Raw genomic sequence first — 20,534 nt, forward strand, 5'->3', positions numbered from 1 at the left:
AGCTGTATCCCAGGCAGAAATGCTGACTCTGGCGTCAATTCTTTCTACCGTTACCGCTGACAGCCATCAGTGCGCGGGCGGAGGGAACGACCATGGGTTGCTCACGGTACATCGGCCGGGTCGGCGCCCTGGCAGTTTTTCTGGGGGTCGGCGTATCGCTGACGACGGGGCAGGCGATCGCCTACGCCGAGCCGTCGGCGACGGACACCTCGCACGCGACACAAGCAGCAACCCCAGGCAAGCCGGCACCCCACACGCCCACCTCAGAGACGGCGGCACGGGCCGACACGACGCCGGCCTCGACGCCAGACGGATCGGTGCCCTCACCCCACAAGCCCAAGCGGCAGCCGAAGAACAAGGGCGCTGACAGCAAGAACACCGAGACGGCCGGCAAGCACCGCGACGCGAATTCCACCCGCCACGCAGACCGCGCCACCAAGGCCGCGCCGGCCTCGACCACCGGCGAATCCGTCAGCGCCACAACGAAAACCGATCAGCCGCGGCCCACTGCGACGGTCAACCACTCCCCCACACCAGCGGTCGCCGCGACCTCGGCCGTGCCCGCGACGGCATCGGTGGCCCATACCGCCGCCGCACCGCCGGCGGCGGTCGTCACGCCCACCGTGTCGGCCCCTTCCGTACCCAACACGATCAACCAGATCGTCACCGCCGCAAAGCAACTCATCGGCGTGGTGCTGCGGCCGCTGGTATCGACGCTGCCGTCGAACGTACCCGCCAATTCGCCCGCCCTGTGGACGGTATTGGCCTGGGTGCGCAGGCAGATCGAGACGAATCTCCTTCCACCCCATGTGGTCTCCGCCTGGAACGTGACGAGCCCGAACCTGCTGACCAACCCCGGTGCCGAGTTCGGTGATCCTTCGCTGTCCGGCGGCAGCACGGTGTCCATCCCCGGCTGGACCGTCACCGGCACGCCGACGGTCATCCCCTATGGCACCAAGCGCCAGCTCCCGTTGGGTCTGCCGACGCCGGGGCCGACACTCCCGGCCATCTTCAACTTCCCCAGTGATCGGCCGACCCCGGGCGACACGCAGTTCTTCGGAGGCGGCAATGTCGCGACCTCCACGCTGACCCAGACAGTCGATCTCAGTGGCGCCGCCGCGGCTATCGATACCGGCACGACACCGTTCAAGCTGAGCGGCTTCCTGGGCGGCGCCATGATCGATCCTTCGGCCGCGTCGATCAAGGTCACGTTCCTCGACGCCACCGGGACGCAACTGGGGGTCGGCAAAGTGGCGCCCGTCGGCCCCTTCGAACGTTGGTTCCAGACCGGACTGCTCGAGCGCAGCACCGAAGGCACCGTCCCGGCCGGCACCCGCACCGCGCAAGTTGTCGTCACCCTGAAAGACTTGAACCCGCTGACCGGCGGCTACAACAACGCGTTCGCCGACGATCTCTCGTTCACCGTCGGGGCGTCGCTGCCTGCACCGCCGCCGCCCACCCCGCCGAAGTCGACGGTCGGCGCACTCGACCACATCTTCATGGTCTACCTGGAGAACAAGGGCTACAAGGACATTGTCGGCAGCGCCAACGCGCCGTACCTCAACAGCCTGATCGACACCTACGGCGTCGCGACCGACTACCACGCGCTGACGCACCCGAGCGATCCGAACTACTACCCGATCCTCGGCGGCTCCGACTTCGGCCTCAGCTACAACTGCGCGACCAACTGCATCGATGCCACCAACCTCGCCGACAGAATCGAATCGGCAGGCAAGACATGGGCCGGCTACGCGCAGGGCATGTCCGCCGCTGGGCCCTACGTGTCGACAAGCGGTTACGCGCCCGACCAGTTGCCGTTCCTGGCATATAGCGACATCTACAACAACCAGGCCCGCGCCACCGCGCATCTCCACCCACTGACCCAGATGGCGACAGACCTCTCGTCGTCGGCCACCACACCGAACTTCGCGTGGTTCGCGGCCAACGAGGCCAACAACGGTGAAGGGCCGCTCGACTTCCCAGGCGGCTATCTCAACTACATCGGGGCGCTGCTCACCAACCACCAGTACAACGTCAAGGCGGCCGACGAGTTCGCTCAGCAGACCATACCGACCATCCTGAATTCGGCGGTCTGGAACGACCCGACGCAGAAGTCGGCGATCGTCGTCACATTCGACGAAGACACCGACAACCTGTCGCTCGGCTTCGGCAACGGCGGCAATCGTGTTGTCACCGTGGTGATTCCATCTCCGGGCGCCGTCGACGCCGGGATGCGTTCAGGTAACTTCACCAGCACCAGCTATGCCAACCACTACAGCCTGCTGCGCACCATCGAGGATGCACTGCAATTGGCGCCGCTGACCAACAACGACGCCTACGCCGTGCCGCTCAACGACTTCTGGGGCACGCCGCCGGTCATGCCGTAGCCCAAACGAGCGTCGGACCCGAGGAAAAACCTCGGGTCCGACGTCTACTTCCGGTTGGTTCAGCGGATCAGAACCAGTCGACCTGAGCCTCGACGGTGGTGCGGTCCAGGCTGGCCAGCAGGTCCAGCTGGGTCGTCACCTTCGGCAGCTCGTAACGGAAGAAGTACTGCGCGGCAGCACGTTTCCCGTCGTAGAAGTTGCCGGTGTTGCCGCCGGCGGCAACCAGCTGCTCCAGCCAGATCCAGGCCATCACGATGTGGCCGGCGGCTTCGAGGTAAGCGGTCGAGTTGGCGAGCGTGGTCTCGGGATCGCCCGCGGCCCACAGCGCCGCGGTGACCTCGGCGAGGCGGTCGGTCTGCGCCTGCAGGTCACGCGCGTAGCCGGCCGTCGCCTCCGACTGCAGTGCGGTCTGGACGGTGTCACCGATCCGGCTCTGCAGCAGCTTCAGGCCGGCGCCGCCCTGCATGACCACCTTCCGGCCGAGCAGGTCGATGCCGTGAATGCCATGCGTGCCTTCGTGAATGGCGTTGAGGCGGTTGTCGCGGTACTGCTGCTCGACGTCGTACTCGGTGGTGTAGCCGTAGCCGCCGTGAATCTGGATGCCGAGGTTGTTGGCTTCCAGGCACCACTGCGACGGCCAGCTCTTGGCGATCGGCGTGAGGACCTCGAGCATCAGCTCGGCCTCGTCACGCTCGGCGCCGGTGAAGATCTTGATCTGGTCGACCAGCCGTGCGCAGTACAGGCCGAGCGCCAAAGCGCCTTCCACGTAAGACTTCTGAGCCAGCAGCATGCGCTTGACGTCGGCGTGCTCGATGATCGCGACCTGCGCCCGCGACGGATCCTTGTCGCCGACCGGACGACCCTGGGTGCGCACCTTGGCGTACTCCAGCGACGTCAGGTAACCGGCGTAGCCGATGGCGGTGGCCATGGAGCCGACGGCGACGCGGGCCTCGTTCATCATGTGGAACATGTAGGCCAGACCGCGGTGCTCCTCGCCCACGAGGTAGCCGACGGCGCCGGGCTCGTCGGTCGGCTGGTGGCTGCCGTCACCGAAGTTCAGCAGGGCGTTGGTGGTGCCGTGGTTGCCCATCTTGTGGTTGAGGCTGACGAGCGCGACGTCGTTGCGGGTGCCGTCGGTCAGGAACTTCGGCACGATGAACAGCGAGATGCCCTTCACGCCGGGGCCGCCGCCGGGGACCTTGGCCAGGACCAGGTGCACGATGTTCTCGGACAGCTCGTGGTCACCACCGGTGATCCACATCTTGGTGCCGGTGACGCGGTAGGTGCCGTCGGCCGCCTTGGTGGCCTTGGTGCTGATGTCGGCGAGCGACGAGCCGGCGTCCGGCTCGGAGAGGCACATGGTGCCGAAGTAGCGACCCTCGAGCATCGGGCGTACCCAGGTGTCGATCTGCTCTTCGGTGCCGTACTCGGTCAGCAGGTTCGCGTTGCCGACGGTGAGGAACGCGTACGAGAAAGTGGCGGGGTTCGCGGCACGGAAGAACGCGGCCGACGACTGCGCAACCACGTTGGGCAGCTGCATACCGCCGACACGCTCGTCGAACGAGCTGGCCATCAGGCCCGCGCCGTTGAAGTCGTCCAGCGCCTGCTTGATCTCGTCGATCAGCACGACCTTGCCGGCCTCGTCCACGAACGGCGGGTTGTGGTCGGCCTTCTTGTTGTGCGGCGCGAAGCGCTTGGTGGCGATGTCGGCGCTCAGATCGAGGACGGCATCGAAGGTGTCCCGCGAGTGCTCCGCGAAGTGCTCGTGCTTGGTGAGCTCGACGACGTCAAGCCACTCGTACAGCAAGAAGTCCAGGTCGCGCCGAGACATGAAATCAGTCACTGGGTTCTACCTTCCAATGCAGCCAGACATTAGCAGTCGCTCATTTCCTAAGCGATTGCTAATATCGCCTATCAGTCAGGCCTGTGTCAACTGTGTGTACGATCACGTGCACATGAAGACCGACCGGACGACCGACTCGGCCGCAGCCGAGCGCATCCGGCGGGCGGCCATCGAGGCGTTCGCGGAGTCCGGCTACGGCGGCACCTCCACCCGTCAGATCGCCAAACGCCTCAACATGAGCGCGACGGCCATGTACCCGCATTACCGCTCGAAAGAAGAACTGCTCTACGCCATTGCCCTGGAAGGGCACGGCAGCCTCCTGGCGACGCTGCGCGCCACCGATGATGCCGCCGCACCGAGCGCCGAACGCTTCCACACGGTCGTCGCGGCCTTCGCCACCTGGCATGCGGAGAACAGCAAGCAGGCCAGGGTCGTGCAATACGAACTCCACGGCCTGACCCCGGCCCACTACCGCACCATCGCCCCACTGCGGCACCAGGTCACCGCCGTCATCGCCAACATCATCGAAACCGGCATGGCGACAGGCGAATTCCATGTCGACAACCTCGACGACGTGGTGATGGCGATCTCGTCGCTGTGCGTCGACGTCTGCCGGTGGTTCCCCTCGCGCACGCACCGCGACCCCCACAAACTGGGCGAGATCTACGCCCAGGTCGCCGCCCGTCTGGTGCGCTGACCGCACTCTGCGGAGTTCCGCCGGAAGCGCCGTCGCGCCCCCGATTTTTCGGGTTCTACCTGCCATAACCTGCCGGTGACCGGCGGCCGTCGTGATGTACTTGCTGCCGACGACAGGAGGCCCGATGGTCAACCCTCCACCGGAGGACCGCGAAGAGGTCGCGACGGCGGCAGACGACAGCCCGGCCACCACGGGCGACGCGCCAACGACCGAGGTCCGGTTGCGCCGCGTGCGCGGCAGATTCAGCATCCAGTCGAAGCTCATCACGATGTTGTTGGCCGCGAGCATCGTCTCGGCCGCCATCGTGGGTTTCATCGGATATCAGACCGGACAGGCCTCGTTGCGCAACGCCGCCTTCGACCGGTTGACGCAGGTCCGTGAGACGCAGTCCCGGCAGTTCGCCGCCCAGGTGACCAACCTGAAGAACGCTCTGCTCATCTACACCAGCGGGCCCGCGATGGCCGAAGCCGTGCAGGCCTTCAGCACCGGGTTCAACGAATTGGCCAATGCCACAATCGATCCCGCTGAGCAGCAGGCGATCATCGACTACTACAACCAGGAACTGATCAACCCTGTCGAACGGGCGACGGGGGCCAAGCTGAACCTCGACGTGCTGTTGCCGTCGTCCAACGCGGCCAAGTACCTGCAGGCCCGGTACACCGTCGCCGCGGCACGGCCAAACGGCCCACCACCGCCGCCCGATCCCACCGCCTGGGGCGCCGCCTCGGCCCGCTACAACCCGTTCTTCCAAGAGATCGTGCGGCTGTTCGGCTACGGCGACGCCCTGTTGATCGATGCCGCCGGCAATGTCGTGTACTCGGCCAAGAAACGGGCGGACCTCGGTACGAACGTCCTGTCCGGTCCGTACCAACAGGGCAACCTGCACGAGGCCTACGCCAAGGCGATGGGCGCCGACCGCGTCGGGTATGTCGCCGTCACCGACTACCAGACCTATCACCCGGCCGCCGACCACCCCATCGCCTGGATGGCCGCGCCGGTCGTGACGGCCGGACGCACGGTGGGAGTCGTGGCGCTGCAATTCCCGATCTCCGGGCTGAACGCGCTGATGACATTCAACGGCAAGTGGCAGGCGAACGGTCTGGGCTCGACCGGCGAGACCTACCTCGCCGGGACCGACGACCTCATGCGGTCGAATTCCCGCCTCTTCGAAGAGAATCGGCAGACTTATCAACACGATGTCGTTGCGGCCGGGACACCGGCCGAGTTGGCTGAGCGGGCCGTCCGGCTCGGCGGCACCACGCTGCTGCAACCCGTCGGCGGCCCCGCCACCCGCGCCGCGCAGCGCGGCCAGTCGGGGGTCCTGATCGCCACCGACTACCTCGGTCAGGAAACGCTGCAGTCGTATGCGCCGGTGACCGTCGGCCCCGACGTCAACTGGTCGATCGTCGCGAAGATCGACACCGCGGAAGCCTTTGCGCCCGAACGCGTCTTCACCAGAACCATGGGCGTGGCGGTGACGGCGATCGTCATCCTGGACTGCCTGGCCGCCATGGCACTCGCGCAACTGTTCGTGCGGCCCATCCGACGGCTCGAGGCCGGGGCCCAGAAAGTCAGCCGGGGCGACTACGACGCGATGATCCCGGTGCGGACGCGCGACGAATTCGGGGATCTGACCAAGACATTCAACGACATGAGCCGGCTGCTCGGGATCAAGGACGACCTGCTGCGCCGCGAACGCCGCGAGAACGCCCAGCTGCTGCGCTCGCTGATGCCCGAATCGGTCATCGAGCGCTATCGCAGCGGCGAGGAGACGATCAGCGAGAACCACCAGGACGTCGCGGTGCTCTTCGCCGACATCGACGGCCTCGACGCCCTCTCCAGTGCGCTGCCGGCCGACGAATTCCTCACTGTGGTCAACGAATTGGTCCGCCAGTTCGACGACGCCGCCGAACGCAGCGGGGTCGAGCCGGTGCGCATCCTGCGCAACGGCTACACGGCGAGCTGCGGATTGAATGTGCCCCGGCTGGACAACGTCGAGCGCATCGTCAACTTCGCGATCGAGTTGCAGCGCATCGTGGCCCGCCTCAACGACGAGGACAATCTGCAGCTCGGTTTCCGGGCCGGCATCGACACCGGCACCGTCACCAGCGGCCTGGTGGGCGGCGCCACCATGATGTACGACATGTGGGGCAGCGCAGTCGATTTGGCCTATCAAATTCAGGCCGGCGGCGCCGAGCCCGGGATTTACATCACCGGGCGGGTGTACGACGCCGTGCACGACACCCACCGGTTCACGCCGGCCGGGCAGCACACGGTCGACGACGTCGAAGAGCCCATCTGGCGGCTGGCGGGGCGGCGGTAGGCCGTGTACTCCTCCGGTTCGTCATGGTTCCTGTGGGTCGCAGCGATCGCCATCGGGCTACCTGTCGGCCTGATCGTCCTGACCGAGTGGCGCCGGTCCCTGATCCGCCGGCGCAGCCCGCTCGCCGCGCCCGTCGGGCTCCTGCGCACGTATGTGCTCCCTGTGATCGCCGTGCTGCTGCTGATGCTCAAGGTGGCGATCGTCCCCGCCCGCGACGTTCCCATCCGCATCGTGGCGACCGTCCTGGTGTTCCTGGTGCTGCTGCTGGTGCTGTCCGGCTTGAGCAACACGATGTTCGCGAACGCCCCGGAGACCTCGTGGCGCAGCCGCATCCCCCGCATCTTCGTCGACGTGGCCCGGATGGTGCTCATCATCCTGGGCTTGGCGGTGATCTCCCGATATATCTGGGGCAGCAACGTCAAGGGCGTCTTCACCGCGGTCGGTGTCAGCTCCGTGGTCCTCGGCCTCATGCTGCAGCACTCCGTCGGGCAGATCGTGTCCGGGTTGTTCATGTTGTTCGAGCAGCCGTTCCGGATGGGCGACTGGCTGGACACCGCCGCGGCGCGTGGCCGCGTCGTCGAAGTCAACTGGCGCGCCGTGCACATCGAGTCCAGCACCGGCGTACAGATCACTCCGAACTCGGTGCTGGCCGGCACGTCGTTCACCAACCTGAGCCGGCTGGCCACCTCGCACACCACCGTCACCACCACGTTCGCCGCCAGTGACCCTCCCGACCAGGTGTGCGCGATGCTCACCCGGATTGCGGCTGCCCTGCCCAACCGCGGCGACGACGTCGAGCCCAGCACCGTGCCCATCGGCGATCACAAGTACCGCACCACCATCGGGCTCAAATCGCCCGGGGACGACGACGCCGTGCAGGCCACCTTCCTGCGCTGGGCCTGGTACGCGGCCCGGCGCGACAAGCTGCATCTCGACGGTGTGGCCGACGACTACTCCACCCCGAAACGTGTCGACGAAGCGCTCGAGGAGGCGGCGGCGCCCGCACTCCGGCTGAACAAGGCCGACCAGCAAGCTCTCGCCCCGTACGCACGCCTGATCCGGTACGGCACCGGCGAGCTCATCCAGGCGCCCGGCGAGGTCCCGAAAACCATCAACGTGGTGGTGTCAGGCCGGGTCCGGTTGACCGTGCCGACGGCCGATGGTTCAGTCGCCGGCGTGCGCAGCCTGGACAAGGGCGCGCTCATCGGCGTCGCCGCGTTCACCCACCAGGCCAACCTCGCCTACGTGCACGCCCTCGACGAAGTCACCCTGCTGCAGATCGAGCACGACGAAATCCAGCGCCTGCTCACCGACCGGCCCCAACTGTCCCGGGAGTTCGGCCGCCTCATCGACGAACGGCGGAGCGAGGCCAGAGCCACCATCAAATCTGCGGGGAAAGCAGACCGCGCCAAGGCAATTCGTGATGCCGGGGCCGCACAACTCGGCACTGCCGGTGGAGCCAACGGGCTGCATTCCTCTTAGCTCCCGACAGGCATCACGTCTCGGCCGTCCCGTCGAACTTGCTGATGTGTCGATCGAAGAACTCGACGATGTCGTCACGACCGCCTGACAACCCAAGCGACGCATGCATGGACAGCAGTTGCGCCGTCCCGACGATCAAGGACGTCGCCACAACCGGCGGTAGATCCTCGGCGGCGATGCCGTGCCGCGACAGGACGGACCGGACAGTCTCAGCCTGCGCTTCCAGAAACTGCTGCGCTGCGGCCGCGATCTCGGCCCGCAGCGCTTTCCGATGATTGGCGAGTGCCGTGTATTCCGTGATCAGTCCGAAATCACGGTTGTCGATGAGGGCATTCCACAACGCCCGCAACGGGTTCGGCGCCCGTAGGATCTGGGCCTGCGATGCCAATTCCTGCTCGATCCTGCGCCGGATCGCAGCCAGGAACAGATCATCCATGGTGCGGAAGTAGTAGTGCACCAGCTGCGGCTTGAGCCCTGCCCTTTCAGCGACCCGCCGCGATGTCACCGCGGCGTAGCCCTCGTCGAGCATCAGCGCCTCGGCGGCATCGAGTAGGGCTCCGCGGTTCTTCGACTCGGGACCAGCGATCCTGCGCTCCGATGCCATACCGTCACCACCTTTCTCCACCGCTGCCGCCGGGCGCCATTCTCGCGGTTCCACCACGTGACGGCGACGCCATGATGCTAAGCAGGCGCTCGGCACGAGCATCCGCCAGCCTGGGTTCGGGTACAATTCATGAGTGTTTTCCGCCGATGACCTGGGCGTGTGGTGACCAGCCCGACAGACGATCCGATCTGGAAACAACGCGCGGTCGAGCGCTCAGTCAAGACGGCGAAACTCCGGGCAGCCCAACGAGTCCAACGATTCATGGACGCGGCTCAGTCGATCATCCTCGAGAAGGGCACCACGGACTTCACTGTCCAGGAGGTCGTCGACCGCTCAGGCCAGTCGCTGCGTAGCTTCTACCTGCAGTTCGACGGCAAGCATGAATTACTGCTGGCGCTATTCGAAGATGCGCTGAACCGCGCAGCCGACCAGATTCGGGCCGCCGCCGACCCCGAGAGTGACCCGCTGAATCGCCTCAAGATTTCCATCGAGCTGCTCTTCGAACTGTGCCGACCCGACCCAGCGGCCAGGCAGCCACTGTTCACCGACTTCGCTCCGCGACTCGTGGTCACGCATCCGGATGAGGTCAAAATCGCCCAAGCACCTTTGCTGTCGTTGCTCACCGAGTTGATGGAAAATGCCAGTGCCGCAGGCGAACTTCGGCCGAGTGCCAATCCGGCTCGAATGGCGGCGATGGCCATGCAGACGGTGATGTTCATCGCTCAATCCAGTGGGACCACCGACAGCGCAGCCGCAGATTCCATCACCACCGACGAACTATGGGATTTCTTGGCCAACGGGTTCGCCGCGCCAAAGTGAGAATTGGAAACGGAATTCGAGATGGGGTGCCCGCAGTGACAACAGAGGCAACCGCAGACAAGCGCCGGCGGCGCGAACGAGGTTCCATCAATCCCGACGACATCGTCAGCGGTGCTTTCGAACTCGCCGAACAGGTTTCGATCGACAATCTCAGCATGCCGATGCTGGGAAAGCATCTCGACGTCGGTGTCACGAGCATCTACTGGTACTTCCGCAAAAAGGACGACCTGCTGGACGCCATGACGGACCTCGCCTTGCGAGAGTATGCGCTTTCCGCGGTCTATTCCGTTGCCGAGAACTGGCGGTCCGCGTTACGCAGCCATGCCCGCGCGATGCGTCAAATATTTGTGGACAACCCGGTGATGTGCGACCTGATCCTCATTCGATCCCCACACGCCCTACACACCGACGGCTTGGGCGTACAAGCCGTCGAGCACGCCATCTCCAGTTTGGTCGAAGCCGGGCTGACACCGGAGGCTGCGTTGGACGTCTATACAGCGGTATCAGTTCACGTCCGTGGATCGGTTGTGCTGCAACGCCTTCGGGAAAAGATGACCCCCGAAGCGGGACGGGACGGGCGCAAGGACGCTCCCCTTGTCGATCCCGGGACCACACCACTACTCGCGCAGGCGCTTCGGGACGGTCGGCAACTCTGCACTCTGGACGAGGTGAATTTCGACTTCGGGCTCGAGTGCATTCTCGACCACGCTGAGCTCCTGATCGCGGCCAACACCAAGGCGGCACGAGCGCGCAGATCAGCGCGCTCGTGAGCCGGCCCGACACCACGCCGATTAATGTCGCCGCACGGAGACACCGCCGCCCGCGCGTGACCTAACTCCGGTTCGTCTTGATGTCGAAACCGACCTTGTCACCGTCGACACTGGTGATCTTCAGGTGCGCCTTGTAGGGACCCTCCGGGCCGGTGAAAGTGCAGTCGAATTCGCCGCCGACCTTGGCGTCGATGCCCGACGGGCACTTGACATCGGTCGGATGGAATCCGGTCTTGCTGCTCACCATGTCGGTCACCGACTGCGCGGCGCCTTCCGGTTTGATGGTCGAGGTACACGCGCTCAACTGCAGCGTGAGGACCCCGACGATGACGGTCGTGCCGATGAAACCGATGGATCGGGTCATGCAAGGAACCGTAGGCACGTCGGTTGGAAATGCGTTGGAGACCCAACTCTGCGTGGTGATCAAACGCGTTCCGAAATAAGCGTCCCGTTTCTGTTCGGTGGCCGCTCCTACCTATAGGCGGAGCCTCACCGTGGGGCCCAACTTTGAAAATCGGACGTTAATCATGACCAATACCCACAACACCAGGACAAACCGGCTGATCGCGGCGGTTGGCGTCGCAGCGGCCCCTGCCCTGATGCTCATCGCCTCGAGCTGGACGGCCGCGCCGGCATTCGCGGTCTGTAACGAGGCCACACCGAACTGCCAGCAGGTCGATTCCGGGCATCAGAGGGCGCTCGACCAGATCAACGACGCATTGCTGAGTGGACAGTGCGCGGGACCTGACGGCTTCTGCGACGACAGCATCCCTGGCAGCGACGTCACACCCCGGCAAGGCACTCCGAAGTCCCCCACCAAGACTGGCGTTCAGACTCCGATCACGACCACACGAAAGTAGTTAGCCCCTGCGGTCAACGGGTATCCGCCAGTCACAGTGGAAAAGTCACGGCAGTTGCTCTTCCGTCCACCGAGGCAGGCGCGGCGATGAGGTTTGCATATCTGGCCGGAAGCTTGGGCCTCCTCCTCATCTGGCTGGCGTTGTGGTGGCATTCAAGCCATCTGCGACGCCCGCTGATCCTGCGGGTCAGCGCCGCCACCGCACTTTGCGGACTCACCGAACCGCACCGCGTTCCCGAATACTGTTACCCGCCAACACTTTTCGATATCAATCTCATGACGGGGTTCGACATCGAAAGTGTGCTGTTCTCGTTCGCCATCGGGGGCATCGCAACCGCGGTGTACGGCGCCATTACGTTCAACCCGACAACTTCGGCGCAGCGCAGCCGCGCCGCTCGGACGGGTGTCCCCGTCGAGGAGCTGTCGTTCGGCTTCGTCTTCGGCCTGATGTGGTGACCCGTCGCAGTGACGGCTGGGCGGCGCCGTCACTGCGACTTGCGGATGCGGTCCCCGACGGCCGCGACCCGGCGCCGTACCCGCGTGACCCGCGGGACGTACTCGGCGGCGCGCCGGGCACCGTCCAGAATCGTGGCCATCGGCTGCAGCGGTGCGGAGACTCGAACCGGTGTCCGATCGACCTGCGGCGGCTGACTTCCCTGCCACCACACCGGTTCGGTGAGCCTTTGCACGAACGGCACCGAACTCTCCACCGAGGCGTTGCCCCATTCGATCGCGCGGTCGATGGCTTCCGGCGCGGCGGCCAGCGTCACCGGAGACAGCGTGGGGCTGAACCGGATGACACGGTCGGCGAACGGTGCGTTGCGGACCATCTGCAACTGCAGCGCCTGGGTAATCGGTTGCAGCCAAAGGTGTCTCGGGTTCCATTGCGGGTGGAAGCAGTCCCAGCCGATGTAGCACGCGTTGCGGGTGCCGAGGCGACCGTCCTGAATTCGCTTCCACGCCAGCTCGATCGGGACGTTGCTCGCCGCTCCCCCGTCGACCAACGCGGCGACATCCTTCTCCACGAGCAGCTGATCGAGCAGGCCCCACATCCGCGGATCACTCGACTCATGATGCAGAATCCCCGGGATCGCCGACGAAAAGCTCGCGGCGTCAACGACATTGAAGTCGGCCGTCAGATCGTCGCCGCCGAGCACGATCGGCTTGACGACGCGGGAATCGATGAACGCGGCGACCTGCCACAGCCGGTTGACGACGCCGGGGGCGTAGCCCAGCTTGAGGTGCTCGAGCGCTCGTACACCCATCATCGTGAAGTGCGACGGATGGAACTGGCCGGGCAGCCGGTCGAAGGACTGCTTCCGGACGCCGGCGACGACGGTCTCGTACGGGATCGAGAGATCCGTCATCCGCATCGGTTCACCGTCTTCGCGCGTGAACATCTCCTTGGCGAATTCGTTGAACTGCAACGAGAACAGGCCATTGAGTCCGTGGCGACGGCGGGTCCGGGCCGGGGCCAGGACGCCGCGGTAGGTGACGGTCTTCGCCCAGGCGACGTAGTCCTCGATGGGCACCGGCAGGACGCGGGCCATGACGCTGCCGACGATGGCGCCGAACGAGTTGGTCAACATGTAGGCGGGCGGCAGGCCCGCCGCGAGCATGCGCTGCATGCCGCCCAGGTAGACGTAGCCGGCGCCACCCCCGCCGCCCAGGACCGCGACGTAGGTCTTGTAACCGAGTTCGGCATCGAGTTCGGCCGCGGAGAAGTCGTTGGCGTGGCGCTCCAGCAGCAGCGACCGCTCGTAGTCGACGTCCTCGGCGAAACTCGCGAGGATCGCCTTCGCCGCGTCCAACCGTTCCTGTGCGGTGGTCCGCCCGCGCAGTGCGTGGTACAGCGCATCGATCACTCGCGCGCGGAAGCCGGCGATCTCGTCACCGACCGTCACATCGCCGCGACCCCGGGTACCGCCCGGACCGGCCGCGCCCGGTTCGAACACCGTCAGACGCGCGAAGCTCAACAGGTAGCGCAAACGCCGGAACTGCTCGGGGCTGAGCACGTCGGGGCATTCGAGGTCGGCCCGAACCAGCGCGGCTTCCATATGCTGCAGCGCGAGAGTCGGATTGCTGCCCGGAAGGCCCGGGGGTTCCGCGGCCTCGATCACCGCCAACTCGGTGGACACGTCGCCGAACGGTACGAGCTCGGGATTCACCATCAGATCATTGTTCGCCACCGGGCATCCGGCCGCGGCGGTTGGGTCGGATTGCCAGAACTGCCCGACAACGTCAGCTCTGTCGCGACTCGGCCAGCACGTCCGAGAGCCACTTGATCACGAGATCGGGCTGCTCGTCGATGATGAAGTGACCGCAGTTGGGCACCTCGGTGATGTTCAGATCGTCGGCGTGGTCCTTGAAGCCCTCCAGCAGCGACGGGTGCACCGCCACATCGTCGAGACCGAACAGCACGCGCACCGGCATCGCGAGCTTCTGGTCGTCGTAAGGACCACGCGCCAGTTTCGCGAACTCCTTGCCGACCATGGAACGGTAGATCTTGGAGCCCGCGACACGACGGTCACGGTCGCGGAAGCAGCCGCGGAAGAAGTCCACCGACTCCTGGGGCATGCCGCTGCGGCGGATGAACCACCACAGCGTCGGTGACAGGTGCGACAGCGGTCCGACGACCGGAGCGCCCACGACAAGTTGGTACGCGAGTTTGTGGGCATGCCGTGCGACGCGGCCCGGCTCCTGCCACACCGGCGGGATGTTGAGGATCGCCAACCGCTTGACGCGCGCCGGCGCCTTCAACGCCACCAGCTGTGCGGTCCAGCCGCCCCAGTCATGACCCACCAGGTCGAAGGTGTCCAGCCCCAGCGCCGTCGCCGCGGCCAGCACGTCGGAGGCGAACTGTTCCTTCTCGTAACCCTTCGGGGTGACCTCGCTCCAGCCGGCGCCGCGCAGGTCCATGGCGTGCACCCGGTAGCCGGCATCGGCCAGCGCCGGAATGACCTTGTGCCACATGAACCAGTTCTCCGGCCAGCCGTGCAGCAGCACGACGGGGCGTCCACCCTCCGGCCCGGCCACAGCCACGTGGATTTTCACGTCACCGGCCTGCACATATTCATGGGTCACGCCATCGAGAGTGGGCATGCTGCGCTGCGTCATGCGCGCATCTTACCGCGCGGTAAGTTCGCTGGTCGACAGGTGGCGCCTTCTTGCGGCCGGGACACCAGGCGGTCGGCAGCGATCAGTTCGTCGCCGCGTTCCATTCATAGGGCAGGAACTTCCCGTCGAACGTGATCACCACGCGGTCGCCGCCTGGGTGGGACTTACGTTGCAGGTCGATGCTGAAGTTGATGGCGCTCATGATGCCGTCACCGAACTGCTCGTGAATGACTTCCTTGAGCGCTGGTCCATATACCGAAAGCGCTTCGTAGAGCCGGTAGATGGTCGGGTCGGTGGGCACCGCGGTCGGCAACCCGCCGCGCATCGGAACGGCGGCCAGAACGGGAACGACGGACTCGTCGAGACCGAGCAGTTCCACGACCTTGGCGCCCAGTTCTGCCGGCACCGGGTGCTGGCCGAGCAGTGCCGCGATCGTCCACACCAACGGACGCTCGACCGCATCCGCCAACTGTTGCCACGTCAGGCCTTTCGCCAGGCGCGCGGCGACGATCGCTTCGGTTACTTGATCTCGTGTCATGCGGTACAGCTTCGTGGACCGGTGTTACTGAGGAATTACGAGTTCTGCGCTGCCGCAGGATCAACCGCAGCGCGCCGCGCAACGAGAAAACCCGCCCTGACCGGAGTCAGAACGGGTTTACTTGTGGAGCTAAGGGGACTCGAACCCCTGACCCCCACACTGCCAGTGTGGTGCGCTACCAGCTGCGCCATAGCCCCTTAAGTGGTGCCTGATGAAGCTACACCACTGGCACCACCGTCGACAAAACGGCTGGTCAGAGGGACCCTTCCACCGGCTCGTGGCCCAGTGGACAGATCGGGGTCTCCTCGTCGTCACCGGATCGACGCGTTTCCGGGGCCAGCGACCAACACACCGCAGCCGCCAGCAGGATCACCCCGCCGACGCCGAATGCGGCGGTGAAGGACACGTGCTGGGCGATCTGTCCGGCGGCCAGGGAGCCGACGATCGTGCCGAGGTCCGACATCATCTGGAAGGTCGCTACGGCGGTACCGCCGCGTGCGCGGTTGCCGATGATGTCCGCGACGGCCGCCTGCTGGGGCGAGACGAAGACGCCACTCGCCGCACCCGTCACGAACGCGATCACGAGGAACACCGGCAGCGACGTGGTCCAGCCGAGCAGCGCCGTCGAGGCGGCCGACACCGTCAGGCCGACGATCATCAATTTGCGGCGGCCCACCCGGTCGGACAGGTGCCCGCTGGGAATCACGGCACAGACGTTGCCGATCGCGAACATCGCCAGCACCAGGCCGGCCATGCCCGCGCTGCGGTGCAGGACGTCGACCACGAACAGCGGCACCAGCGCCACGCGCAGGCCCAGCGCCGCCCATCCGGCCGCCAGGTTCGACAGCAGGGCGGCCTGATAGGCACGGTTGCGCAGCACGGTTCGCACCGACACCGTCGGCCCGACCGCCTCCTCGTCCGGAGCGGCCAGCGTCGAGTTCCGCAGGCTGACGAACACCACGGCCGCGGCGACCACCAGCGCCGCCCCGTAGATGGCGAACGGCACGGACAGACCCAGCCCTGCGGTCAAGCTGCCGACCACCGGCCCGGCCACGCCACCGATCATGAAGGCGCTCGAGAACAACCCGGCCACCCGGCCACGGGCGTCGAACGGCGACAGCCGGATCATCAGCGCCAGCGACGACACCGTGAACATTGCCGAGCCCGCACCACCGAGGGATCGGAACACCAACAGCTGCCAGTAGGTCTCCGCAAACGCGCAGGCCAGCGTCGACAACGCGACGATCAGCAGGCCGGTGAGATAGACGCGCCGCTCACCGAGCTTCTGCACCAACAGGCCACTGGGCGGCGCGAAGATCAGGCGCATCGCGGCGAACGCGGTGATGACGAACGTCGCCGCGCTGATGCTGACACCGAAGTTGCGGGCGTACGCCGGCAGTACCGGGGCCACCACGCCGTAGCCGAGTGCGATGACGATGTTGGCGCCGGCCAGCACCCAGATCTCGGCCGGCAGTCGGGTCGGGGTCGGACAGTCGCCCTCCGTTACAGCGCTCACGCTATGACTGTATTCACCACTTCCCGCGCCGCGGCCTGGACCTGCGCCAGATGTTCCGGACCCTTGAACGACTCGGCGTAGATCTTGTAGACGTCCTCGGTCCCCGAGGGCCGCGCGGCGAACCAGGCGTTCTCGGTGGTCACCTTCAGCCCGCCGAGCGGCGCGCCGTTGCCCGGCGCGGCCGTGAGCTTGGCAACGATCGGTTCGCCCGCCAGCTCGGTCGCGGTGACCTGTTCGGCCGACAGCTTCGACAATCGCGCCTTCTGTTCGCGGTTGGCCGGCGCGTCGATACGGGCATCGGTTGGGGCACCGTACTTTTCGGTCAGCTCGGCGTAGCGCTGCGACGGCGACTTACCGGTGACCGCCAGGATCTCCGAGGCCAGCAGCGCCAGGATGATGCCGTCCTTGTCGGTGGTCCAGACGCTCCCGTCGGTGCGCAGGAACGACGCCCCGGCACTCTCCTCGCCACCGAAGCCGATTGTGCCGCTGAGCAATCCGTCCACGAACCACTTGAAGCCGACCGGCACCTCCACCAGCTGGCGTCCCAGCCCGGCCACCACGCGGTCGATGATCGACGAGCTGACCGCGGTCTTGCCCACCGCGGTGGAACCCGGCCACCCCGCCCGATGCGTGTACAGGTAGTCGATGGCCACGGCGAGATAGTGGTTCGGGTTGAGCAGGCCCCCGTCGGGCGTGACGATGCCGTGCCGGTCCGAGTCCGCGTCGTTGCCGGTGGCGATCTGGTAGCGGTCGCGATTCGCGATCAGTGACGCCATGGCGTTCGGCGAGCTGCAGTCCATCCGGATCTTGCCGTCGGTGTCGAGCGTCATGAACCGCCAGGTCGCGTCCACCAGCGGGTTCACCACGGTCAGGTCCAACTGGTGCCGTTCGGCGATGGCGGCCCAGTAGTCGACGCTGGCGCCGCCGAGCGGGTCCGCGCCGATGCGCACCCCCTCTGCGCGAATGGCATGCAGGTCAACCACATTCGGCAGATCCTCGACGTAGGCATTGAGGTAGTCGTGCCGCTCCGTCGAGCCCAGCGCACGCGCCAGTGGCATCCGCTTCACGTCGCGCAGCCCGTCGCGCAGAATCTCGTTGGCGCGCTTGGCAATCGCGCTCGTCGCATCGGTGTCGGCCGGGCCGCCGTTGGGCGGGTTGTATTTGAAGCCACCGTCGCACGGCGGGTTGTGCGAGGGGGTGACGACGATGCCGTCGGCGAGGTCGCCTTCCCGGCCGCGGTTGAAGGTCAAGATGGCGTGGCTGACCGCCGGTGTGGGCGTGTAGCGGTCGGCGGCGTCGATCATCGCGACGACCTCGTTGCCGGCCAGCACCTCGAGCGCCGTGACCCAGGCCGGCTCGGACAAGGCATGGGTATCACGGCCGATGAACAGCGGTCCGGTGGTGCCCTGCGCGGCGCGGTACTCGGCGATCGCCTGTGTGGTGGCCAGGATGTGCGGCTCGTTGAACGCCGCGTCCAGACTCGATCCGCGGTGGCCCGACGTGCCGAAGACCACCTGTTGATCGACGTTCTCGGGATCGGGCGCCACGGTGTAGTAGGCGGTGACCACGTGGGCCACGTCGATCAGGTCATCTGGCTGGGCCGGTTGGCCGGCGCGCGGGTTGGCCGTCATGGGCTCGATTCTGCTACCGGTTCTCCCCCGGTGTGCACCAGTCGGCGTTCGGCCACCATACTTTTGCCCTATGTTCGGCCACGACAACCGAGAATTGGCCGCCGTCTTCGTCGGGGGCGCCATCGGCACCGTCGCGCGGGCCGCCCTCGCCGTCTTCGCCGCGCCCCATCCCGCGCACTGGCCCTGGCCCACGTTCATCGTGAACATCGTCGGCGCGTTCCTGCTCGGCTACTTCACCACCCGGCTGCTGGAGCGACTACCGGTATCGAGCTATCAGCGCCCGCTGCTCGGCACGGGCGTGTGCGGTGGCCTGACCACGTTCAGCACGATGCAGGTCGAGACGGTGCGGATGCTCCAACACGGCGCCTACGGGCTGGCCGCGGGCTACACGGTGGCCAGCATCCTCGCCGGCCTGGCCGCGGTCTACCTCGCCACCGTCCTGGTCCGACGGGTCCGGGTGCGGGCATGACGGCGGTCATCTGGCTGGGCGTCGCGCTGATCGGTGGCGTGGGCGCCGTGACGCGGTTCCTGGTGGACCGCGCGGTATCGAAACGCAAGAGCAGCAGCTTCCCGTACGGCACGTTCGTGGTGAACCTCAGCGGCGCCTGGCTGCTCGGCTTCTTCGGCGGTCTGGCGTTGCCTCCCAATGTCGCCTTGCTGGCCGGTACCGCGTTCGTCGGCGCCTACACGACGTTCTCGACGTGGATGCTGGAAACCCAACGCCTCGGCGAGGAACGACAGGTCTGGTTCGCGCTCGCCAACATCGTGGCGAGCGTGGTGCTGGGCCTGGCCGCCGCGGCGCTGGGAATATGGATGGGCGGCCTGCTGTGAGCGACTCCACGGACTACCTGAAACTCACCACGTATTTCGTTGAGCGCCAACGTCATCAGGGCCGCCGCTTCCTCGCCGAGGAGCTGCTCGACCTCTACGCCGCCGAGAACGTCGCCACCAGCGTGGTGCTGCGCGGCATCGCGGGATTCGGGCCGCGGCACCAGCTGCGCACCGACCAGACCTTGAGTCAGTCCGAGGACCTGCCGGTCGCCATCGCCGCGGTGGACACCGCCGACAAGATCGCCGCACTGGCCGAGCAAACAGCGGAACTGACGACGCGCGGACTGGTCACGCTCGAACGCGCTCGCCTGCTCACCACCGCAAAGTCCGGCGCGAGCTCATTCCCGTCGCTTCGCTCGCCCCACCACACCAAGCTCACCGTCTATGTCGGCCGCCAGCACCGGATCGCTGGCCGGCCGGCCCACATCGCGGTGTGCGACCTGCTCCACCGGAACGGATTCGCCTGCGCCTCGGTCTTTCTCGGAGTCGACGGCACGGTCCGTGGCCGCCGTGAGCGCGCCCGCTTCCTGAACCGCAACCTGGACGTTCTTGTCATGATCATCGCGGTCGGCGACGGCGACCGCGCCGCCGCGGTCCTGCCGGAGCTGGAGCGGCTGCTGCCCGACCCGTTGGTGACGGTCGAGCGGGCCGAGCTCTGCAAGCAGGCGGGGGCGCTACTGGCCCGCCCGGGTGCGCTTCCGGCGTACGACGCCGCCGGAACTCCGCTGTGGCAGAAGCTCATGGTGTACACCACCGAGGACACGCTGCACGGCGGCGAGCCGGTGCACCGCGAGATCGTGCGCCGCCTGCGCGGCATCGAGGCCAGCCGCGGCGTCACCGTCCTGCGCGGTATCTGGGGCTTCCATGACCGACGCAAGCCGCATGGCGACAGATTGTTTCAGCTCGGCCGTCAGGTTCCCGTCACGACCATCGTGGTCGATACTCCGGAAAACATCTCTACCGCTTTCGATCTCATCGATGAAGTGACCGCCGAGCACGGAGTGGTCACCTGCGAACGCGTGCCGGCGTTGGTCTCCATCGACAACGGAAACCGGGACGGCGGTACCAGTCTGGGCCACTTCCTCACTTAGAAGGTAAGCCTAGCCTAAACACCTTC

General features: G+C 66.3%; 18 protein-coding genes, 1 tRNA gene and 1 pseudogene. 11 read left to right on the forward strand and 9 right to left on the reverse strand.

What is annotated here, in order from left to right:
* Positions 1 to 92 precede the first annotated feature (92 nt).
* The gene (locus ACZ5IQ_RS19135; RefSeq protein WP_464480107.1) at positions 93 to 2,387 is read left to right on the forward strand and encodes an alkaline phosphatase family protein; all 2,295 of its coding nucleotides are present in this window, start codon (positions 93 to 95) and stop codon (positions 2,385 to 2,387) included.
* Between the two features lie 67 nt (positions 2,388 to 2,454).
* On the opposite strand, the gene ACZ5IQ_RS19140 is transcribed toward ACZ5IQ_RS19135, so the two are convergent.
* Complete coding sequence (locus tag ACZ5IQ_RS19140) at positions 2,455 to 4,218, reverse strand: acyl-CoA dehydrogenase (protein ID WP_061009931.1); 1,764 nt, start codon at positions 4,216 to 4,218, stop codon at positions 2,455 to 2,457.
* Between the two features lie 124 nt (positions 4,219 to 4,342).
* Here ACZ5IQ_RS19140 and ACZ5IQ_RS19145 point away from each other — a divergent pair, with 124 nt between their 5' ends.
* The 3 genes from ACZ5IQ_RS19145 to ACZ5IQ_RS19155 all read left to right on the forward strand — a co-directional run bounded on the left by ACZ5IQ_RS19145 (position 4,343) and on the right by ACZ5IQ_RS19155 (position 8,732).
* Positions 4,343 to 4,927: a TetR/AcrR family transcriptional regulator gene (locus tag ACZ5IQ_RS19145; protein ID WP_029105473.1), complete on the forward strand. Its 585-nt coding sequence runs from the start codon at positions 4,343 to 4,345 to the stop codon at positions 4,925 to 4,927.
* 124 nt (positions 4,928 to 5,051) lie between these two features.
* Positions 5,052 to 7,250, forward strand: coding sequence for an adenylate/guanylate cyclase domain-containing protein (locus ACZ5IQ_RS19150; protein WP_464480108.1), 2,199 nt, complete (start codon positions 5,052 to 5,054; stop codon positions 7,248 to 7,250).
* A gap of 3 nt (positions 7,251 to 7,253) precedes the next feature.
* Positions 7,254 to 8,732: a mechanosensitive ion channel domain-containing protein gene (locus tag ACZ5IQ_RS19155; RefSeq protein ID WP_464480109.1), complete on the forward strand. Its 1,479-nt coding sequence runs from the start codon at positions 7,254 to 7,256 to the stop codon at positions 8,730 to 8,732.
* A 13-nt stretch (positions 8,733 to 8,745) separates the two neighbouring features.
* Here the strand turns inward: ACZ5IQ_RS19155 and ACZ5IQ_RS19160 are convergent, their stop codons facing one another.
* The gene (locus tag ACZ5IQ_RS19160; RefSeq protein WP_464480110.1) at positions 8,746 to 9,438 is read right to left on the reverse strand and encodes a TetR/AcrR family transcriptional regulator; all 693 of its coding nucleotides are present in this window, start codon (positions 9,436 to 9,438) and stop codon (positions 8,746 to 8,748) included.
* Positions 9,439 to 9,498: 60 nt separating this feature from the next.
* Between ACZ5IQ_RS19160 and ACZ5IQ_RS19165 the strand changes: the two genes are divergently transcribed.
* Both ACZ5IQ_RS19165 and ACZ5IQ_RS19170 read left to right on the forward strand, forming a co-directional pair.
* Positions 9,499 to 10,155: a TetR/AcrR family transcriptional regulator gene (locus ACZ5IQ_RS19165; protein ID WP_064859663.1), complete on the forward strand. Its 657-nt coding sequence runs from the start codon at positions 9,499 to 9,501 to the stop codon at positions 10,153 to 10,155.
* Between the two features lie 26 nt (positions 10,156 to 10,181).
* The gene (locus ACZ5IQ_RS19170; RefSeq protein WP_374704301.1) at positions 10,182 to 10,925 is read left to right on the forward strand and encodes a TetR/AcrR family transcriptional regulator; all 744 of its coding nucleotides are present in this window, start codon (positions 10,182 to 10,184) and stop codon (positions 10,923 to 10,925) included.
* A 61-nt stretch (positions 10,926 to 10,986) separates the two neighbouring features.
* Here the strand turns inward: ACZ5IQ_RS19170 and ACZ5IQ_RS19175 are convergent, their stop codons facing one another.
* The gene (locus tag ACZ5IQ_RS19175) at positions 10,987 to 11,289 is read right to left on the reverse strand and encodes a DUF4333 domain-containing protein (RefSeq protein WP_061009874.1); all 303 of its coding nucleotides are present in this window, start codon (positions 11,287 to 11,289) and stop codon (positions 10,987 to 10,989) included.
* A 130-nt stretch (positions 11,290 to 11,419) separates the two neighbouring features.
* Here ACZ5IQ_RS19175 and ACZ5IQ_RS19180 point away from each other — a divergent pair, with 130 nt between their 5' ends.
* Positions 11,420 to 11,785, forward strand: a complete 366-nt coding sequence (locus ACZ5IQ_RS19180) for a hypothetical protein (protein WP_234789704.1) — start codon at positions 11,420 to 11,422, stop codon at positions 11,783 to 11,785.
* An 86-nt stretch (positions 11,786 to 11,871) separates the two neighbouring features.
* Entirely contained in the window at positions 11,872 to 12,240 is a 369-nt protein-coding gene (locus ACZ5IQ_RS19185; RefSeq protein WP_061009871.1) for a hypothetical protein, read from the forward strand.
* A gap of 29 nt (positions 12,241 to 12,269) precedes the next feature.
* Here ACZ5IQ_RS19185 and ACZ5IQ_RS19190 read toward each other — a convergent pair whose 3' ends face one another.
* The 6 genes and pseudogenes from ACZ5IQ_RS19190 to pgm all read right to left on the reverse strand — a co-directional run bounded on the left by ACZ5IQ_RS19190 (position 12,270) and on the right by pgm (position 18,586).
* Positions 12,270 to 13,955, reverse strand: coding sequence for a patatin-like phospholipase family protein (locus ACZ5IQ_RS19190; RefSeq protein WP_409430130.1), 1,686 nt, complete (start codon positions 13,953 to 13,955; stop codon positions 12,270 to 12,272).
* Positions 13,956 to 14,025: 70 nt separating this feature from the next.
* A complete protein-coding gene (locus ACZ5IQ_RS19195) occupies positions 14,026 to 14,901 on the reverse strand; it encodes an alpha/beta fold hydrolase (RefSeq protein ID WP_464480111.1) in 876 nt (291 codons plus the stop codon).
* Between the two features lie 82 nt (positions 14,902 to 14,983).
* On the reverse strand, positions 14,984 to 15,439 hold the full coding sequence (gene cynS / locus ACZ5IQ_RS19200) for a cyanase (protein WP_061010490.1): 456 nt from the start codon (positions 15,437 to 15,439) through the stop codon (positions 14,984 to 14,986).
* Positions 15,440 to 15,563: 124 nt separating this feature from the next.
* Positions 15,564 to 15,636 (reverse strand) — tRNA-Ala (locus tag ACZ5IQ_RS19205).
* A 60-nt stretch (positions 15,637 to 15,696) separates the two neighbouring features.
* A pseudogene (locus tag ACZ5IQ_RS19210) lies at positions 15,697 to 16,955 on the reverse strand (MFS transporter); the annotation flags it as partial.
* Complete coding sequence (gene pgm / locus ACZ5IQ_RS19215; protein WP_212813669.1) at positions 16,952 to 18,586, reverse strand: phosphoglucomutase (alpha-D-glucose-1,6-bisphosphate-dependent); 1,635 nt, start codon at positions 18,584 to 18,586, stop codon at positions 16,952 to 16,954. The gene pgm and the pseudogene ACZ5IQ_RS19210, both read right to left, overlap by 4 nt.
* 70 nt (positions 18,587 to 18,656) lie before the next feature.
* On the opposite strand from pgm, the gene crcB (ACZ5IQ_RS19220) reads away from it, so the two are divergent.
* The 3 genes from crcB (ACZ5IQ_RS19220) to ACZ5IQ_RS19230 are packed head-to-tail and all read left to right on the forward strand — an operon-like array spanning position 18,657 to position 20,508.
* Positions 18,657 to 19,055, forward strand: a complete 399-nt coding sequence (crcB, locus tag ACZ5IQ_RS19220) for a fluoride efflux transporter CrcB (RefSeq protein WP_061004655.1) — start codon at positions 18,657 to 18,659, stop codon at positions 19,053 to 19,055.
* Positions 19,052 to 19,417 (forward strand): fluoride efflux transporter CrcB, encoded by a 366-nt coding sequence (gene crcB, locus ACZ5IQ_RS19225; protein WP_020102656.1) that lies wholly within the window; start codon positions 19,052 to 19,054, stop codon positions 19,415 to 19,417. The genes crcB (ACZ5IQ_RS19220) and crcB (ACZ5IQ_RS19225) overlap by 4 nt, the downstream gene beginning before the upstream one ends.
* On the forward strand, positions 19,414 to 20,508 hold the full coding sequence (locus ACZ5IQ_RS19230) for a DUF190 domain-containing protein (RefSeq protein WP_464480112.1): 1,095 nt from the start codon (positions 19,414 to 19,416) through the stop codon (positions 20,506 to 20,508). The genes crcB (ACZ5IQ_RS19225) and ACZ5IQ_RS19230 overlap by 4 nt, the downstream gene beginning before the upstream one ends.
* Positions 20,509 to 20,534: the final 26 nt, after the last annotated feature.

It is taken from the genome of Mycobacterium toneyamaense, assembly GCF_055384815.1.

Excerpts from the sequence above, each read along its gene's own strand:
- ACZ5IQ_RS19195 (WP_464480111.1), bottom strand. The coding sequence starts at position 14,901 with ATGACGCAGCGCAGCATGCCCACTCTCGATGGCGTGACCCATGAATAT.
- ACZ5IQ_RS19140 (WP_061009931.1), bottom strand. The coding sequence starts at position 4,218 with ATGTCTCGGCGCGACCTGGACTTCTTGCTGTACGAGTGGCTTGACGTC.
- cynS (WP_061010490.1), bottom strand. The coding sequence starts at position 15,439 with ATGACACGAGATCAAGTAACCGAAGCGATCGTCGCCGCGCGCCTGGCG.
- crcB (WP_020102656.1), top strand. The coding sequence starts at position 19,052 with ATGACGGCGGTCATCTGGCTGGGCGTCGCGCTGATCGGTGGCGTGGGC.
- ACZ5IQ_RS19175 (WP_061009874.1), bottom strand. The coding sequence starts at position 11,289 with ATGACCCGATCCATCGGTTTCATCGGCACGACCGTCATCGTCGGGGTC.
- ACZ5IQ_RS19160 (WP_464480110.1), bottom strand. The coding sequence starts at position 9,438 with ATGCTCGTGCCGAGCGCCTGCTTAGCATCATGGCGTCGCCGTCACGTG.
- ACZ5IQ_RS19190 (WP_409430130.1), bottom strand. The coding sequence starts at position 13,955 with ATGGTGAATCCCGAGCTCGTACCGTTCGGCGACGTGTCCACCGAGTTG.
- pgm (WP_212813669.1), bottom strand. The coding sequence starts at position 18,586 with ATGACGGCCAACCCGCGCGCCGGCCAACCGGCCCAGCCAGATGACCTG.
- crcB (WP_061004655.1), top strand. The coding sequence starts at position 18,657 with ATGTTCGGCCACGACAACCGAGAATTGGCCGCCGTCTTCGTCGGGGGC.
- ACZ5IQ_RS19135 (WP_464480107.1), top strand. The coding sequence starts at position 93 with ATGGGTTGCTCACGGTACATCGGCCGGGTCGGCGCCCTGGCAGTTTTT.
- ACZ5IQ_RS19145 (WP_029105473.1), top strand. The coding sequence starts at position 4,343 with ATGAAGACCGACCGGACGACCGACTCGGCCGCAGCCGAGCGCATCCGG.
- ACZ5IQ_RS19150 (WP_464480108.1), top strand. The coding sequence starts at position 5,052 with ATGGTCAACCCTCCACCGGAGGACCGCGAAGAGGTCGCGACGGCGGCA.
- ACZ5IQ_RS19185 (WP_061009871.1), top strand. The coding sequence starts at position 11,872 with ATGAGGTTTGCATATCTGGCCGGAAGCTTGGGCCTCCTCCTCATCTGG.